The organism is Pannonibacter sp. I15F10I1, from assembly GCF_900185665.1.
Taxonomy (GTDB): domain Bacteria; phylum Pseudomonadota; class Alphaproteobacteria; order Rhizobiales; family Stappiaceae; genus Pannonibacter; species Pannonibacter indicus.
In genome coordinates this window covers 86,510-102,958 of sequence record NZ_FYAN01000008.1, presented here as the reverse complement: position 1 = coordinate 102,958, position 16,449 = coordinate 86,510, and the positions used below count along the sequence as shown (strand labels likewise).

Here is a 16,449-nt window from a genome sequence, read left to right as displayed (position 1 = left end):
AATGGTGCCGCCTGCCTCTCAGATGCCGTGCCTCACTCGGCCGCAGCGCGGCGGCGGGGGTCGTAGTTGAGGATCGGAGCAAGCCAGCGCTCGGCATAGGCGAGGTCCCAGCCCTTGCGCTGCGCGTAGTCTTCCACCTGATCGTGCTCGATCTTGCCGACGCCGAAATAATGGCTGTCCGGGTGGCTGAAGTAGAGGCCAGAGACGGAAGAGCCCGGCCACATGGCGTAGCTTTCCGTCAGGTTGATGCCGGTCGCCTCTTCCGCGCCGAGCAGATCGAACAGCGTGCGCTTTTCGGTGTGGTCCGGCTGGGCCGGATAGCCCGGCGCCGGACGGATGCCCTGATATTTCTCCTCGATCAGTTCCTCATTGCTGAGGGTCTCATCCGCCGCATAGCCCCACAGGTCCTTGCGGACGATCTGGTGCAGCTTCTCGGCAAAGGCTTCCGCAAGGCGGTCGGCCAGCGCCTGGCTGAGGATCTTGTTGTAGTCATCGCCCGCCTTGGCATAGCGGGCGGCAAGGTCATCCTCGCCGTGACCGGTGGTAACGGCAAAGCCGCCCACCCAGTCGGCAATGCCGGAGCCTTCCGGCGCCACGAAGTCGGACAGGGCCACATTGGCCCGCCCGCCTGCCGTGCGGGCCATCTGCTGGCGCAGGGTGTAGAAGGTGGCGATCGGGCTCGTGCGGTCCTCGCTGCCGAAGAGCAGGATGTCATCGCCGCGCGCCTGTGCAGGCCACAGGCCCGCAACGCCCCGCGCCGTCAGCAGCTTCCCTTCCACGATCTCGTCCAGCATGCGCCGGGCATCATCGTAAAGCGCCTTGGCTGCCGGGCCGTAGCGGTTGTCGGTCAGCACCGCCGGATAACGGCCCTTGATCTCCCAGGTGGAGAAGAAGGGCGTCCAGTCGATCAAGGGCACCAGTTCTTCCAGCGGGAAATTGTCGAAGCGGGTGATGCCCGGCTTGCGCGGTGCCTGCGGCTTGCGGCTGAAGTCGCAGGTGAAGGCGTTGGCTCTTGCATCAACGATGGACACGCGCGCACCGGACCCGCGCGCGTTGGCATGCGCCTCGGCAATCTCGGCATATTCGGTACGGACTTCGGCGTAATAGGGATCACGCTGGCCTTCGCTCATCAGGCGCGAGGCGACGCCCACGGCACGGCCGGCATCGGTCACGTAGATCGCCTGTCCCCGGGCATAGTTCGGGTGGATCTTCACCGCCGTATGGATGCGGCTGGTGGTGGCCCCGCCGATCAGCAGCGGCACATCCAGCCCCTCGCGCTCCAGTTCCGCCGCCACGTGGCACATTTCGTCCAGAGACGGGGTGATGAGGCCGGACAGGCCGATGATGTCCACCTTCTCCGCCTTGGCCGTCTCCAGGATCTTCGTGGCAGGCACCATGACGCCGAGGTCGATCACCTCGAAATTGTTGCACTGGAGCACGACCCCAACGATGTTCTTGCCGATGTCATGCACATCGCCCTTCACCGTCGCCATCAGGATCTTGCCTGCAGAGGACGAGCCCTCGAGGCCGGAAAGACGCTTTTCCTCCTCCATGAAGGGCATCAGATAGGCCACGGCCTTCTTCATCACGCGGGCGGACTTCACAACCTGCGGCAGGAACATCTTGCCCGCACCGAAGAGGTCACCCACAACATTCATGCCGTCCATCAGCGGCCCTTCGATCACATGGAGCGGACGCTCCACGGTCTGGCGGGCAGCTTCCGTATCCTCAACCACGTAGTCGTCGATGCCATTGACGAGCGCATGTTCCAGCCGCTTGGCCACGGGCCACTCGCGCCAGCTGAGATCAGCTTCCTTCTTCTTGCCGCCCTCGCCTTTCCAGCGCTCGGCCGCTTCCAGCATGCGATCGGTCGCTTCCGGCGAGCGGTTGAGCACCACGTCCTCGCACAGGTCCCGCAGTTCCTTGTCGAGGTCGTCATAGATGGCGAGCTGACCGGCGTTGACGATGCCCATGTCCATGCCGCGCTTGATCGCGTGGTAGAGGAACACCGAATGCATCGCCTCGCGCACGCCCTCGTTGCCGCGGAAGGAGAAGGAGAGGTTCGACACGCCGCCCGACACATGGGCGTGGGGCAGGTTCTCGCGGATCCAGCCCGTCGCCTCGATGAAATCGACGCCGTAGTTGTTGTGCTCTTCGATGCCGGTGGCCACCGCGAAGATGTTCGGATCGAAGATGATGTCTTCCGGCGCAAAACCGGCCTTTTCCGTCAGCACCTTGTAGGAGCGGGCGCAGATTTCCGTCTTGCGCTCGAAGGTGTCGGCCTGTCCCTTCTCGTCAAAGGCCATCACCACCACAGCCGCGCCATAACGGCGCACGAGCTTGGCCTGCGCCAGAAACGCCTCCTCGCCTTCCTTCAGCGAGATGGAGTTGACGATGGGCTTGCCCTGCACGCATTTGAGGCCCGCCTCGATGACGGTCCACTTGGAGCTGTCGATCATCACCGGCACGCGAGCGATATCCGGCTCGGCAGCGATGAGGTTGAGGAAGGTGACCATTGCGGCTTCCGAATCCAGAAGCCCCTCGTCCATGTTCACGTCGATGATCTGCGCGCCGCTTTCCACCTGCTGGCGGGCCACATCCAGCGCCGCCGAATAGTCGCCTTCCTTCACCAGCTTGCGGAAGCGGGCAGAACCGGTGACGTTGGTGCGCTCGCCGACGTTGACGAAGTTGATCTCCGGCGTCAGCACGAAGGGCTCAAGACCGGACAGGCGCATCAGGCGCGGCACATCGGGCATCACGCGCGGCGCCTTGTCCGCCACGGCTTCAGCAATGGCGCGGATATGGGCCGGCGTGGTGCCGCAGCAGCCGCCGACGATGTTGACGAGGCCGGAAGCGGCAAACTCGCCCACAAGCCCCGCCATATGCTCCGGGCTCTCGTCATATTCGCCGAATTCATTCGGCAGGCCAGCGTTCGGATAGGCGCAGACCAGCGTATCAGAAATACGCGCAAGATCAGCCACATGGGCGCGCATCTCCTTGGCACCCAGCGCGCAGTTGAGGCCGATGGAGAAGGGCTGCGAGTGGCGGACGGAATACCAGAAGGCTTCCGCCGTCTGGCCGGACAGGGTGCGGCCCGAAAGGTCGGTGATCGTGCCGGAGATCATCACCGGCAGGCGGACGCCCTTTTCCTCGAACACTTCGTCAATGGCAAAGAGCGCGGCCTTGGCATTGAGCGTGTCGAAGATGGTCTCGACCAGCATGATGTCGGCACCGCCCTCGATGAGCCCGCGTGCGGCCTCCGCATAAGCCTTGCGCAGATCGTCGAAGCTCACGGCACGGTAGCCGGGGTTGTTCACATCCGGCGAGATGGAGGCGGTACGGTTGGTCGGGCCGATGGCACCGGCCACGAAGCGCGGGCGCGACGGATCCTTGGCAGTCACCAGATCGCAGGCCTCGCGGGCAAGGCGGGCGCTCTCGAAATTCAGCTCATAGGCCAGCGCCTCCATGCCGTAATCGGCCTGGGCGATGGTGGTGGAGGAGAAGGTGTTGGTTTCAACGATATCCGCCCCGGCCTCCAGATAGGCCACATGGATGGCGCGGATATCATCAGGGCGCGTCAGGCTCAGAAGATCGTTGTTGCCCTTGAGGTCCTGCGGCCAATCGGCAAAGCGGCTCCCCCGGAAGGCATCCTCATCCAGCTTCAGCGTCTGGATCTCCGTACCCATGGCGCCATCCAGCACAAGAATGCGCTTGGCGGCGGCAGCGTGGAGGCGGTCGAAAACGTCAGACTTCTTCAGCATGGATGTGATCCGGTTCCTGTCACACAAAAGGTCCGCCACGCGGACCTGAAGATCATTCCCGTCCGGCGCAGACCTTCCGCTCCGCGCCCGACATGTTCAAAACTGCCCTTCCCGGCAAGCGGTCAGGCACCTGTTCGAGGTCTACTACATGCACACATCCCGTCTGAAACCGTTAAGGTCATGGCGGAGGGTGGCAGTTTCGTTTCGATATCCCGGCGTCTCAGCCCCCCTCCCCCTGGTGGGGAGGGGTGAGGGGTGGGGGGAGAACCTCTCCTCTCGGCACGAAGTTTGAAGATCTCCGCCGCCCCCTCACAAGACTGGTTAGGAAACCTGAGCCCCAGACACTTTCAGGCTCAGATCCCCCCACCCCTTACCCCTCCCCACCAGGGGGAGGGGAGCGGAGAGACCTCAATACAAAGCAAATGCCTCACTGCGGGCCATGCCCTCACGCCACCTGGCGCGCGGTCTCGCCCTGCCCCAGCCCCAGCATGTGGCAGAGGGCAAAGGTCAGCTCGGCCCGGTTCATGGTGTAGAAGTGGAAGTCGCTGACGCCCCGGTCGACGAGATCCATCACCTGCTCATAGGCAACGGCGGCGCCGACGAGCTTGCGGGTTTCAGCGTCATCATCAAGGCCGGCAAAGCGCCGGGAAAGCCAGTCCGGAATGGTGGTTCCACAGCCCGACGAGAACTTCACCACCTGATCGAAGTTCAGGATCGGCAGGATGCCCGGCACCACCGGAATGGAGAGGCCCGCCTTGGCGATGCGCTCCAGATAGGCTTCGAACAGATTGTTGTCGAAGAAATACTGGGTGATGACGCGGCTCGCGCCAGCATCGATCTTGCGCTTCAGGTTGTCGATCTCGACCTGCCAATCCGTGCTTTCGGGATGGCGTTCCGGATAGCCCGAGACGGAAATCTCGAAATCACCGATCGCCTTGATCCCGGCCACCAGATCACTGGCATAGGCATAGCCGTCCTCACGCGGCACATAAGCCGTGCCGACGCCCTCCTGCGGATCGCCGCGCAGGGCCACGATGTGGCGCACGCCGAGATCCCAGTAATCCTGCACCACCGCGTCCACATCCGCGCGGGATGCCCCGACGCAGGTGAGATGGGCTGCCGGAAGCATCGGCGTTTCCTTGAGGATGCGCTCCACCGTGCGGTGGGTCCGCTCACGGGTGGAGCCGCCCGCGCCATAGGTGACCGACACGAAGGAGGGCGACAGGGTCTCAAGCTTCTGGATGGTGGACCACAGGGTCGCTTCCATCTTGTCCGTCTTCGGCGGGAAGAACTCGAAGGACACCTTGACCGGTGCGCTCTCGCTGCTGTGCGAACGGCGGGCGTCGGTGGAAGTGGACATGTTACGCAACCTCGCGGGTTAGATCGGCGAGCGGCAGGTCCGTCACGACCCTCGGGTCGCGCGCCAGCCACAGGGTGACAGTCAGTGCTGAATGATTGCCTGCAGATGCAGGCACAAGATCGGTGACGTCTTCCACGTCGAGCCCAAGCCCCTGCAGCCAGCGGCCCATCTGCTCGCGGGAGAAGCCGAGACGGCGGTGGGCATGCTCCTCGCGCAGGAACTCAAGCTCATGCGGGGCGAAATCGACGATCATCAGCCGCCCGCCGGGGCGCAGCGCCCGGGCAGCCTCGGCCAGGGCACGGGCCGGATCGTCCAGGAAATGCAGCACCTGATGCACCGCCACCACATCAAAGGAAGCCGGCGGCACATTGAGGGCGTAGATATCGCCATGGCGCACCTGCGCCTGTGTCAACCCCTGCCCTGCCAGATTGGCGCGGGCGACGGCCAGCATGTCATGCGAGGCATCGACGCCCAGCGCCGTGGTGTAAAGCGGGGCAAACAGCTCGAGCAGACGGCCCGTGCCGGTGCCAAGATCCAGGAAAGACTGGAACGGCTTGTTGCCCAGCGCCCGGAGCATGGCTGCTTCCACATCGCGCTCGGCCACATGCAGCGAGCGCTCCTGATCCCACACCTGCGCCTTGGCGGCGAAATAGGCAGCCGCCTCTTCCGCCTTGGCCTTGCGCAGGCCGTCAAAGCGGGCCGCATCGGCTTCCAGCACATCATCGGAAGGCGTGAGGCGGGCAACGAGATCCCGGGCCAGATCCCCAGCAGCATCTTCAGCCAGCCGGTAGAACACCCAGGAACCTTCCGGATAGCGGCGCACGAGACCTGCCTCTGCCAACAGTTTCAGATGCCGGGAGATGCGCGGCTGGCTCTGGCCGAGGATTGCCGTCGCATCCTTCACCGTCAGCTCGCTGCGGGCAAGCAGCGCCAGAAGCCGCAGACGGCTCGGCTCACCGGCCGCCCGCAGGCCCGACAACAGGTCTTCGATGGAGAGATGCTGATCGCCGCTCATGCCGTCCACACCATACCGCCGCAACCGGCGCTTCTTCATATAAATATATCTTTATACCACGCCAGACGTACGTGCAAGCCCTGAGGCGCCTCATGTTCCGGCACAAGGTGAAGAAAGGCTTCATGTGAGCAGTAGGGTGAAGCACCGGACTCAGAGCATCAGCCACCCCGGCTAAGTGACTCTGGCGACTCGTTATTCTGCTCCGCAAACGGCTTGATGCGGGCATGGGTCACGTCCGTGCTCAAGCTTTGGCTCTTCCGCCAAAGCTTGAAAAAAGGCCCGGATCTCTTTCGAGCCGGGCCAGGTCAGCTTGAGGCGCTGTAGAAACTCAGTCTGCAGGAAGATCGGACCGCAGGGCAAAGCGCTGACGGGCGTCCTCAACCCGCATGGCGTCGAAGCGCGCCAGCGCCTGCGCGCGGGCCTGAACCGTGAGCCGGTGGCGCCAGGGGCCGACCTTCAGCAGGGTCGCCACCGTCAGTGACGACAGATTGTTGGCCTTGGCCACGATGAGGAAAGGCTCCACGTCAAGGCGGACCATCCAGTTGCTGGCCTCGGTGACGCTGACCTTGGTCAGGGAGGCGAAAGCCACCACCGCTTCGGCAAACCGGTCATCGGCTGCCAGCCAGCGCAGGCTGCTCTCGTTGAGGCGCCCGTCGCGCATCAGTGTCAGCACACGGGTGCGCGCCGCTTCAAAGTCGTAACGGCTCAGCCAGTAGTCATTCGACATGCGCTGTTCGGCAATGCGGGCGGCCTGCGGCAGCTGCTCCGCATCGGCCAGCGCACCGGCAATCACCAGCTTCTGGCGGACGGATTCGGTGGCCACTTCCACCAGCCGGGCGATATGCGCATCGGCAAGATCGCGGCGCTCGCTCAGCGCTAGCTGCAGGGCATGGTCCTCAGCCGCAGCATCCAGCAGCCCCTCGAACCCTTCCAGCGAGAACGCGGCCCCCGGGTTGGCGGCGACACGGCGCTTGACGCGGATGTCACCGCGGCGGACCAGAACGTCGGTGACTTCCTCTGACAGAACTTCACGCTGGGCGATGGCAAGGCGGTGGGCATTGCTGTTGACATCGGCAATCCCGGCGAGTTCGGGATCCTTCAGCACACTGGAACGGCGCAGCAGAGTTTCGGCGACTTCGATCTCATCGCCAGCCAGCTGGCGGATGGTGCGCTCGGGGCCCCGGCGAAGTTCGGCCAGCCGCTCGGCCACGAAGCGCCGGACCTCCACTTCCACCATGTTCACCAGCCGCAACAGGACAGAGTCATATATGTCGACCTGTTCGTCGGAGCATTTGTCTGAGGTCAGAGAGAAGAGTACGGCAACATGACGGGCGAGTTCCGCCTTCCGGTCTGCGCTGGCTTCGGACGATAGTCCGCCAAAATTCACAAGCTCCGTCTGCAACGCTTCTGTCATCTCTCAACCCACATTCGAGGACACGCCAGCACTCTAATAGCGATTCTTGAAGATAAGAGTAACGCCAAAACGTATTCTCTAAGTATGTTTTACCAACTATCGTTTAAAATTTTAATCAACTCATTTTTCTTTGTTACTTCAACAATTTGAAGCTCAAGAGAACCAAAGCCACCCGATCACACCAGCCTGCGAAGCTTGCGCGAAGCTTGCCAAACGGGGCGCGGGAGGGAAATTACGTAGCGTAATTTATTGATCAAATAAAAAAATGGGCGGCCCCAAAAGAACCGCCCAGTCTGGCACCAGTAGCTGGAAACTACTCACAGAGCCATGCTGGCGGAAATCGGACATCAGGTCCAATAGGATTGATTCGGCTTTTAAATAAGATAAACTGATCACATGATCTCACTCCGCCAGCTTCGCTATCTCGACGCCCTCGCCACCCACCTGCATTTCCGCAAGGCTGCGGAGGCTGTCGCCGTCACACAGCCTGCCCTGTCCATGCAGATCAAGGAGCTGGAGGAAAGCCTGGGCATCATGCTGGTCGAGCGGCGCTCCGGCCTTGCCCGGTTGACGCCGGAAGGCGAGGAAGTGGTCAGGCGCGGGCGGCGCATCCTCGCCGATGTGCGCGATCTGATGGACTACGCCCGCCACCGGGGCCAGCCGCTCACCGGGCCGCTGCGTCTTGGCATCATCCCTTCGATCGCGCCCTATCTTCTGCCCCGCGTCCTGCCCAAGCTGCAGAGCGGCCATCCGGACCTGCGGCTGACCTTGCGCGAAACCCTGACGGACGTGCTGGTGCAGGAATTGATGGCCGGAGAGCTGGACGCCATCATCGCCGCGCTGCCCCTCGGCCAGCCGGAACTGACCACCCTGCCCCTCTTTGAAGACCGCTTTCTTCTGGCGGTGCACAACACACCCGATCTCGACGAGCGGCGGCGGATCGGCATTGACGAGATCCGCCAGGAGGAACTGCTGCTGCTGGAGGAAGGGCATTGCCTGCGCGACCAGGCGCTCAACTACTGCCAGATCGTCACCTCGGGCCGCCGGTCCTCTCTGGGGGCGACCAGCCTTGCCACGGTGATGCAGATGGTCGCCGCCGGTTATGGCGTCACCCTGCTGCCGGAAATCTGCGCCGATGTGGAGGTGCGCGACGACCGCGTTGCCCTGCTCCGCTTTCAGGAGCCCCAGCCTGCCCGCATGGTGGGCCTTGCCTGGCGGCGCACATCCCCGCGGCGGAAGGATTTCGAGATCCTGCGGGATACACTGGCGGTCACACTCAGCGGGCTTGGCGTGGCTGCAACGCCGCTGGAAATTAGTTAGGCACTCCCTCAGGCAGCAGCCCGCTCGCGAATGCGGTAGACACAGCGCCGTCCGCCGGACAGCAGATGCTCGCAGCGCTCGATTTCGGCCTGCGGCCCGAGGACACTGGCAAAGAGCGACAGTTCCGACCGGCAAAGGCCCTGGCAAACGGACGCCGCCGCGCAGATGGAACAGTGGTTCTCGATAAAAAGCCAGCTGCCGTCCGCGTCCCGCTCGACTTCAGCCATATAGCCCTCCCGGTTGCGCAGATCCGCAAGACAGGACAACCGGTCGGACAGCGCTGAAGCTCCAGCCAGTTCCTTTTCGTAAGCCACCTGCATTTCCTTCTCGCGGAAGGCAATCAGGTCCTCCACCCCTTGCGCGCCGTAAAGCTCCCGTAGGCCGGAGAGCAGCGACAGGATCAGGGCCGAATGGTTGTCCGGAAAACGGGCATGGCCGGCAGCACTCAGCGCCCAGACGCGGCGCGGACGGCCGACGGCCCCCTTCATGTCCTCGAAGTCAACCAGTTCCTCCTGCAGCAGCCCGTCCAGATGCTGGCGCACGGCAACAGGCGTGACGGAGAGCGATGCGGCGAGTTCCGCCGCAGTCTGCGGGCCGCCAGCCTTCAGGGCGTTGAGAATACGGGTGCGGGTTCTGTCTGACATGGGCTGAACATAGCACGGGACCGGCCATATAAAAAGATTTCACTTTTCATATTCCGGAATCTAATTTAGAAAGAAAAAACTTTCTTTATAGGGTCAGCCATGTTCCTCAATCGCGCTTTCCAATTTGCCAGCACCCTTGCCGTTTTTGCTGCAAGGCACATCACGCGCCCGGCCGGCAGGCGTGGGTACCACCCGCAACTGCGTGACTTGCCCCCCGAACTCCTTGACGACATTGCACTTCCCCAGAAAGTTCGCGAATTGCTGCAGTGCGAAGAAAACCGGCAGCAACGAAGCCTGCCCCTTCTTTTCCGGCGATGGAAAGATCACGGTGGAACTCAACAATTCTAAAGAAATGCCGCCACCTGAGATGAAGGTACCCTTGCGAGATCATCGCAAAAAACGCTAGGGCATGTTAAATGCAGGTTATTACTTTGACCTCATACTCTGTAGAAGAGGAGAGTTCGAAGAGTGACAACGATGCGCCGATTTCTTGACTGGATGACTTTGTCAGGCCAGCAACCGGAAATCCTTCTGGCTCAGTTCAGGGAACTGCGCCGGCAGGTGCCGCTTCTCTATGCCTTGCTGATGGTCAACGCGGGCGCCGTGTCTTTTACACATTACGGTCTGGCCCCGGACTATCTGACGATCTGGCTGCTCCTGCCGCTTTTCATCATCTGTTCAGTGCGGGCCGTGGCCTGGCTGCGCCGGTCTGCCGATGCCGTGTCTCCAGAGGAAGCCCTTTACCAGCTGCGCCGGACCCTCTTTCTGAGTGGCGTTCTGGCGCTTGCATATGTGACCTGGTCGCTGGCACTCGACAGCTATGGCGGACCGCTGGAGCGCGGGCATGTCGCCCTCTTCATCGCCATCACGGTGGTCGGCTGCATCTTCTGCCTGATGAACCTGCCTCAGGCTGCGCTTCTGGTGATGGCGCTGGTGACAGTGCCCTACATTGTCTACTACAGCCGCCTTGATCTGACGGTCTTTCACGCCATCTCGATGAATATTTTCCTGGTCAGCCTTGTGCTGATCCAGGTGCTGTTCAATGGCCACAAGGCCTTCACGAACGTGATCCAGGCGCAGCGGGCACTGGCGCAGAAGCAGCAGGAGACCGAGCGGCTGAGCGAGGAAAACGCCATCCTCGCCCATACGGATGTGCTCACCGGCCTGCCGAACCGCCGCCATTTCTTTTCTGCCCTGCAAAAACGCATCCAGGACGCCTCCTCAACGCACACCAGCTTTGCTGTCGGCGTCCTTGACCTTGACCGGTTCAAGCCGGTGAACGACACCTATGGCCACCATTTTGGCGACCTTCTGCTCGCAGAAGCGGGTGACCGGCTGAAGGGACTGGTCAGCAGCGGCACCCGGCTTCAGATCAGCCGCTTGGGCGGCGACGAGTTCGGCATGATCATCGAGGCTCCGGCTGAGGATCTGGAGGCGCTTGGCCAATCGATCTGCGACATCATCGCAACCCCTTATGAAATTGAGGGAATTTTCGTCCGGATTGGCTGCTCCTGCGGCCTCGCGGTTTTCCCGGATGCCGAGCGCACGGTCCACGAACTGTTCGACCGTTCTGACTACGCGCTTTACAACTCCAAGACCGGACGGCGCGGTCAGGCGACGCTTTATTCTGTGGAACACGAAAGGCAGATCCGCTCTGACCGGGCAATCGAGAGCGCCCTGCAAGGCGCAGATCTTGAAGAGGAATTCGAGGTCTATCTGCAGCCGATCCTCGACCTGCAGAAAGGCAGCATCACCGGTTTTGAAGCGCTTGCCCGCTGGCACAGCCCCCTTCTCGGTCAGGTCCCGCCGGATCAGTTCATCCCGCAGGCGGAGCGCTCCGGCCTGATGCGGCGCCTCACCATCTCGCTTTTTGGCAAGGCGCTGGCGGCGATGAGCCAATTGCCGCCGCATCTCTCCCTGTCCTTCAACCTGTCGGCCCACGACATCACCAGCAAGGAAACGGTGCTCACCTTGCTCGCCCTGCTGGGGCGCAGCACCATCCAGCCGCACCGGCTGATATTCGAGATCACGGAAACGGCGGTGATGCGCAGCTACGAGAGCGCCGAGCAGTCCATGCGCCTGCTGCGCCAGACAGGCGCAAGGCTGGCTCTCGATGATTTCGGCACCGGTTATTCGAGCCTTGGCTATCTGCACCGGCTGCCGATCGACCGGGTGAAGATCGACAAGAGTTTCGTGTCAGGCATCAATGACCCGAGCGGCCACGGCATCGTCTCGTCGATCATTGCCCTGTGCCGCTCCATGTCCTTGGATTGTGTGGTGGAAGGCATCGAGACAGAAGCCCAGCGCGACCGGCTGCACAGCCTTGGCTGCCGGTATATCCAGGGCTACCTGATCGCCCGGCCCATGCCCGCCAGAGAAGCAGCCGCATGGCTGGAACACGCGGACTATCATCAGCCCGCAGCCCGGCAAGGTGTGGTATCCCTGCCTCTGAACTGAGGATCAGGAGAGACGGCCGGTGCCGGATGAAACCGAACTTGCGGTGCCCCAGACCGGGGGCACGCGCCGGCAGAAAGACATGCGCAAGGCGCTGCGCCAGCTGGCCCCGCGCATTCCCCTGTTTGATGCGCAGGCCGTCCTGTCCGGCGCCATGGCCGGGCATCTGCGCCACCTGCCGCCGTCCATTGCCGTGCAGCAGGCCCTGACCTCCCACATCCGCCACACCGCCACCGAATATGACGCGCTTCTTGCCGAAGGCTACGACCGGGATTCGGCCCGGCATTTCGTGCTGGATGATCTCAATGACCAGCTCACAGACTGGGGCTCCGGCCTGCGCATCGCCGAGGCAGACGCGGACTAACCCCGCCTCACATCAGATGCCCGGGCACTGACGCTTCACGGCCGCCGCGCGACGAGATCGATCTCCACAAGCGCATGAACGGCAAGACCGGTGACGCCGATGCAGGTGCGGGCGGGAAGCTTGCCCGGTTCAAAGTAGCTGCTGTAGGTCCCGTTCATCAGCGCATAGTCGCGGTGGAAGTCCGTCAGATAGACACGGGCCATGGTCACATGCTCCAGCCCGAGCCCAACGCCCGCCAGCACAAGCTTCAGGTTCTCCATCACCCGTGCCGTCTGGGCGGCAATCCCCTCCGGCAGCGGCGCATCCGGGGCAGCCGGATCCGTCGGCATCTGCCCGGTGATGAACACCCAGCCATCGGCCTCGACCGCATGAGAGAACGGCGCAACGGGCCGCGGCCCGCCGGAAATCATGTGATGGATTGGAAGCAAGTCAGTTCCCCTTGTCGCCTGTCGCCTGTCGCTTGTCTCTTGTCTCTTGTCTCTTGTCTTCGCCGCGCCAGCAGCATCCGGACAGTCCGGCATGCCCGCCAGCACATTCCGCAAGCCGATCTAACAGGAATTCTTTTCTCCATGCCAGCGCGCGAGAGCAGCCGGGATCACCGGAACAACTTGCACAGAGCCCGGACGGCAAGCACAGCTTCAAGACACGGAACCGCCAAAAGCAGCGATCATCGGTATTTTTCCAGACACAGCCGCACCCGTCTGGCCAGCAGAGGATGACACGCGTCAACAGGACTAACGGAGATCTTTTTCGTTTGCATACAAATAAAAAGAATGCAACCCAACCCTCATTCACACCAGAGAAAATACTTTAAACAACATACAATAATCAGAAATAACCCTGCGTACTTTTCAAATTTTACAGACAAAAATCAACCAATCGGAAATTCGTCCAATTAATTTCACGTAAAGATTCTGATGTTTTGATCCGAAACACTTTCACGCGAGGGGCGGAAGAATGACGATCAAGCAGAAGATGCTCGTTTTGTCGCTGATGGCACTCAGTGCCGTTTTGCTGACCGGGCTAATACAGATTTTTTCACTGCGCAGCACGATGCTCGAAGACCGGCGCGATCTGATCCGCTCACAGGTGGAGACGGCACAGAGCGTCGTGAAGGCCATTGCCGAGGAAGCCAAGGCAGCCGGTGTGCCGCTTGAGACGGCCCAGGCCAACGCGAAGGCCGTGCTGCGCACCATGCGCTTCAACGGCAATGACTATTTCCTCGCCATCGATGCCAGCCCGGCCAATCAGGGCCTCATTCTGGCGCATCCGAGCGCATCCGTCGAAGGCAAGAACCTGTGGAACTCCAAGGACCCTGCCGGCAATCTCTTTGTCCAGGGCGAAATCGAAGCAGGACGCAAGGGCGGCGGCTTCTCCGAATTCCTGTTTCCCCGCCTGAACGAGACGGTGGCAGCTCCCAAGCTTGCCTACACCATGAATTATGACCCGTGGCAGTGGGCCATCACATCCGCGCTCTACATCGACGACATCAGCGCCGCCTTCTATTCGGAACTTTTCACGATGCTGATGTGGATGGTGCCGCTGATCCTGGCGATTGCCGCAGGCACATTCGTGCTCTCCAACAGCATCACCCGCCCGCTGGAGGCCATCACCAGCGTCACCCGGCAGCTGGCCGACGGCAACATGACCGTTACCATCCCCGGCACCGGCCGCAAGGACGAGATCGGCCATATGGCAGAGGCCACGGAGATCTTCCGTGACACGATGATCCGCGCCCGTGATCTGGCTCAGTCGCAGGCGGCAGAACAGACCCAGCGCGAGGCGCGTGCCCTGCATATCGAGGAACTGACCCGCAGCTTCGATGCGAGTGCCGCGGCACTTCTGCAGGCGGTTACCCAGTCCGCCTCCGGCATGGAAGGCAGCGCCCGCAACATGGCCCGCATTGCCGAAGGCACCAACTCCAGCTCGACCGCCGTTGCCTCGGCGGCGCAGCAGGCCGCCGCCAATGTGCAGACGGTTGCCTCCGCCACGGAAGAGCTGAGTTCTTCCATCTCCGAAATTGCGTCGCAGGTTTCCCGTTCCTCGCAGATCGCCATGCAGGCGGTGGACGAGGCCCGGCGCACGGACGGCCAGATCCAGGGCCTTGCCAACGCAGCCAACAAGATTGGCGAAGTGGTGGACCTCATCCGCGCCATCGCCGAGCAGACCAACCTCCTTGCCCTCAACGCCACCATCGAGGCGGCGCGCGCCGGTGAAGCAGGCAGGGGCTTTGCCGTCGTGGCGGCCGAGGTGAAGGAACTGGCCTCGCAGACCTCCAAGGCAACCGAGGAAATCACCACGCAGATTTCGGCCATCCAGTCGGAAACGCGGGTGGCCGTGGACGCAGTGCAATCCATCGGCAAGACCGTGGAAGAGATGAACCACATTGCGGCCGCCATTTCCGCATCCGTCGAGGAACAGGGCGCCGCCACCAGCGAAATCGCCCGCAACGTCGAGCAGGCCTCGCGCGGGACGCAGGATGTGACGGACAACATCCTAGAAGTCTCCCACGCGGCCAGCGAAACCCGCGGCGCTGCCACCAGTGTGGAACAGGCCGCAGCAGCGGTGACGCGCGACGCGCTGGCGCTTCGCACCGAGGTGGAAAGTTTCCTCAGCGGCGTCCGCGCCGCCTGACGGACAGAACAAGCGTTCTGGCTGAAAAGGCCGGGTCCCCGTGGCCCGGCCTTTTCGTTGCCACAGGACGGGCACAATGAGGCCGCACTATCCCGGCACAAGTTGCATCCGGAACACTTTCACGCTTGCATTTCCTTCGAGGTCATCATGAAAATCAGGCACTTGCTGGCAGTGGCCCCGCTGCTTCTCTCCCTCGCTGTCCCCCCTGGATCTGCAATGGCCGAAAACAGAATAGACACCATCCGCCCCGATGCCCCCGTGCTTGCGGCCTATGGAAGCTATGGGGTTGGCGTGACGACCATCGAACTGACCAATCCGGGCCAGATCGATGTGCTGAACTCGGAACCTGACAAGGAGCCTGTCCTCTATGACAGACCGCTGACGGTCGAGGTGTTCTATCCGGCTGCCGCCGATGCAAAGCCCACTCCGCTCAAGGCGATGATGCGGGACGGCAGCACGATGATCGAACTCAGCGGCCGCGCCTCGCGCGCCGCCGAACCGGACCTGAGCGGCGCGCCCTATCCGCTGGTCATCATCTCCCACGGCTATCCGGGCAACCGCTTCCTGATGAGCCCGCTGGCGGAGAACCTTGCCAGCAAGGGCTTTGTCGTTGCCTCCATCGACCACACCGAATCCACCTATGACAACAGGGCCGCTTTCATCTCGACACTGGTCAACCGTCCGCTGGACCAGATGTTTGTGCTCAATGCCATGGATGAGCTGGGCAAGACGCCGGGCGGCCCGCTGGAGGGACTTCTGTCCACCGAGCGGACCGGCCTCATCGGCTATTCCATGGGCGGTTACGGCACGCTGCTTTCCGGCGGTGCTGGCCTTGCCGATTTTGCCCGCGAGGCTTCATGGGCTGATGGCAAGGGCGCGTTCCTTGAGCGCCATCTCGCCGGAAGCGAGAGCCATGAAGCGCTGGTCGATCCGCGCCTCAAGGCCATTGTCTCCGTCGGCCCCTGGGCGCGCAAATCCAATGCCATGAATGCCGACGGTCTTGGCGGCCTGCGCGTTCCGGCCCTGATCGTGGGCGGCAATCAGGACGAGATTTCCGGCTACAGCGACGGCATCCGCAAGATCTGGCAGGAAGCCAAGGGCACCGACCGCTATCTGCTGACCTTCGTCAATGCGGGCCACAATGCCGCCGCACCCATGCCCGCTCCGGCAGAAAGCTACGCCTTCAGCGAGGCCATCGGCTTCCCGCCGTTCCAGCATTATGCCGATCCGGTGTGGGACAGCGTGCGGATGAACAACATCCTCCAGCACTTCACCACCGCCTTCCTCAACATCAACCTCAAGAGCAAGACGGACGAGGGCAAGTACCTCAAGCTCCTGCCCTATGCGGAGGATGGCGTCTGGTCGATGAATGCGGATGGCAAGCCCAACGCGGACCACACCTACTGGGAAGGCTTCCCGCAAGGCAGTGCCATCGGCCTGCGCTTCGAGCACCTGGAGAAGGGGGAGTAACTCCTTCCCCCAA

Annotated in this window: 12 protein-coding genes; 5 read left to right on the top strand and 7 right to left on the bottom strand. The window is 62.3% G+C overall.

All coding sequences use genetic code 11. The annotated features are described in order from the left end of the window. Positions 1–32 precede the first annotated feature (32 nt). The 4 genes from metH to IF10I1_RS06425 all read right to left on the bottom strand — a co-directional run bounded on the left by metH (position 33) and on the right by IF10I1_RS06425 (position 7,550). A complete protein-coding gene (gene metH, locus IF10I1_RS06440) occupies positions 33–3,761 on the bottom strand; it encodes a methionine synthase (RefSeq protein ID WP_186391100.1) in 3,729 nt (1,242 codons plus the stop codon). Between the two features lie 445 nt (positions 3,762–4,206). After that, the gene (gene metF, locus IF10I1_RS06435; RefSeq protein WP_186391101.1) at positions 4,207–5,121 is read right to left on the bottom strand and encodes a methylenetetrahydrofolate reductase [NAD(P)H]; all 915 of its coding nucleotides are present in this window, start codon (positions 5,119–5,121) and stop codon (positions 4,207–4,209) included. Position 5,122: 1 nt separating this feature from the next. Then, complete coding sequence (locus IF10I1_RS06430) at positions 5,123–6,136, bottom strand: metalloregulator ArsR/SmtB family transcription factor (RefSeq protein ID WP_058900728.1); 1,014 nt, start codon at positions 6,134–6,136, stop codon at positions 5,123–5,125. Positions 6,137–6,464: 328 nt separating this feature from the next. After that, positions 6,465–7,550: a DUF2336 domain-containing protein gene (locus IF10I1_RS06425; RefSeq protein ID WP_050474268.1), complete on the bottom strand. Its 1,086-nt coding sequence runs from the start codon at positions 7,548–7,550 to the stop codon at positions 6,465–6,467. 396 nt (positions 7,551–7,946) lie between these two features. Here IF10I1_RS06425 and IF10I1_RS06420 point away from each other — a divergent pair, with 396 nt between their 5' ends. Continuing rightward, positions 7,947–8,870: a LysR substrate-binding domain-containing protein gene (locus IF10I1_RS06420; protein ID WP_186391102.1), complete on the top strand. Its 924-nt coding sequence runs from the start codon at positions 7,947–7,949 to the stop codon at positions 8,868–8,870. Positions 8,871–8,878: 8 nt separating this feature from the next. Here IF10I1_RS06420 and IF10I1_RS06415 read toward each other — a convergent pair whose 3' ends face one another. Next, entirely contained in the window at positions 8,879–9,514 is a 636-nt protein-coding gene (locus tag IF10I1_RS06415) for a metalloregulator ArsR/SmtB family transcription factor (RefSeq protein WP_050474297.1), read from the bottom strand. A gap of 93 nt (positions 9,515–9,607) precedes the next feature. Then, entirely contained in the window at positions 9,608–9,841 is a 234-nt protein-coding gene (locus tag IF10I1_RS06410) for a hypothetical protein (RefSeq protein ID WP_163001300.1), read from the bottom strand. Positions 9,842–9,991: 150 nt separating this feature from the next. On the opposite strand from IF10I1_RS06410, the gene IF10I1_RS06405 reads away from it, so the two are divergent. Then, positions 9,992–11,971, top strand: a complete 1,980-nt coding sequence (locus IF10I1_RS06405; protein WP_208994262.1) for a bifunctional diguanylate cyclase/phosphodiesterase — start codon at positions 9,992–9,994, stop codon at positions 11,969–11,971. Between the two features lie 19 nt (positions 11,972–11,990). Then, complete coding sequence (locus IF10I1_RS06400) at positions 11,991–12,332, top strand: DUF2293 domain-containing protein (protein WP_186391103.1); 342 nt, start codon at positions 11,991–11,993, stop codon at positions 12,330–12,332. Positions 12,333–12,367: 35 nt separating this feature from the next. Here the strand turns inward: IF10I1_RS06400 and IF10I1_RS06395 are convergent, their stop codons facing one another. Then, positions 12,368–12,742 carry a RidA family protein gene (locus IF10I1_RS06395; protein WP_186391340.1) on the bottom strand — a complete coding sequence of 125 codons (375 nt, stop codon included), beginning with the start codon at positions 12,740–12,742 and terminating at the stop codon, positions 12,368–12,370. 547 nt (positions 12,743–13,289) lie between these two features. Here IF10I1_RS06395 and IF10I1_RS06390 point away from each other — a divergent pair. Beyond that, positions 13,290–14,966: a methyl-accepting chemotaxis protein gene (locus IF10I1_RS06390; protein WP_058899322.1), complete on the top strand. Its 1,677-nt coding sequence runs from the start codon at positions 13,290–13,292 to the stop codon at positions 14,964–14,966. A 216-nt stretch (positions 14,967–15,182) separates the two neighbouring features. Continuing rightward, the gene (locus IF10I1_RS06385) at positions 15,183–16,436 is read left to right on the top strand and encodes a dienelactone hydrolase (protein ID WP_186391104.1); all 1,254 of its coding nucleotides are present in this window, start codon (positions 15,183–15,185) and stop codon (positions 16,434–16,436) included. The last annotated feature ends 13 nt before the right edge of the window (positions 16,437–16,449 follow it).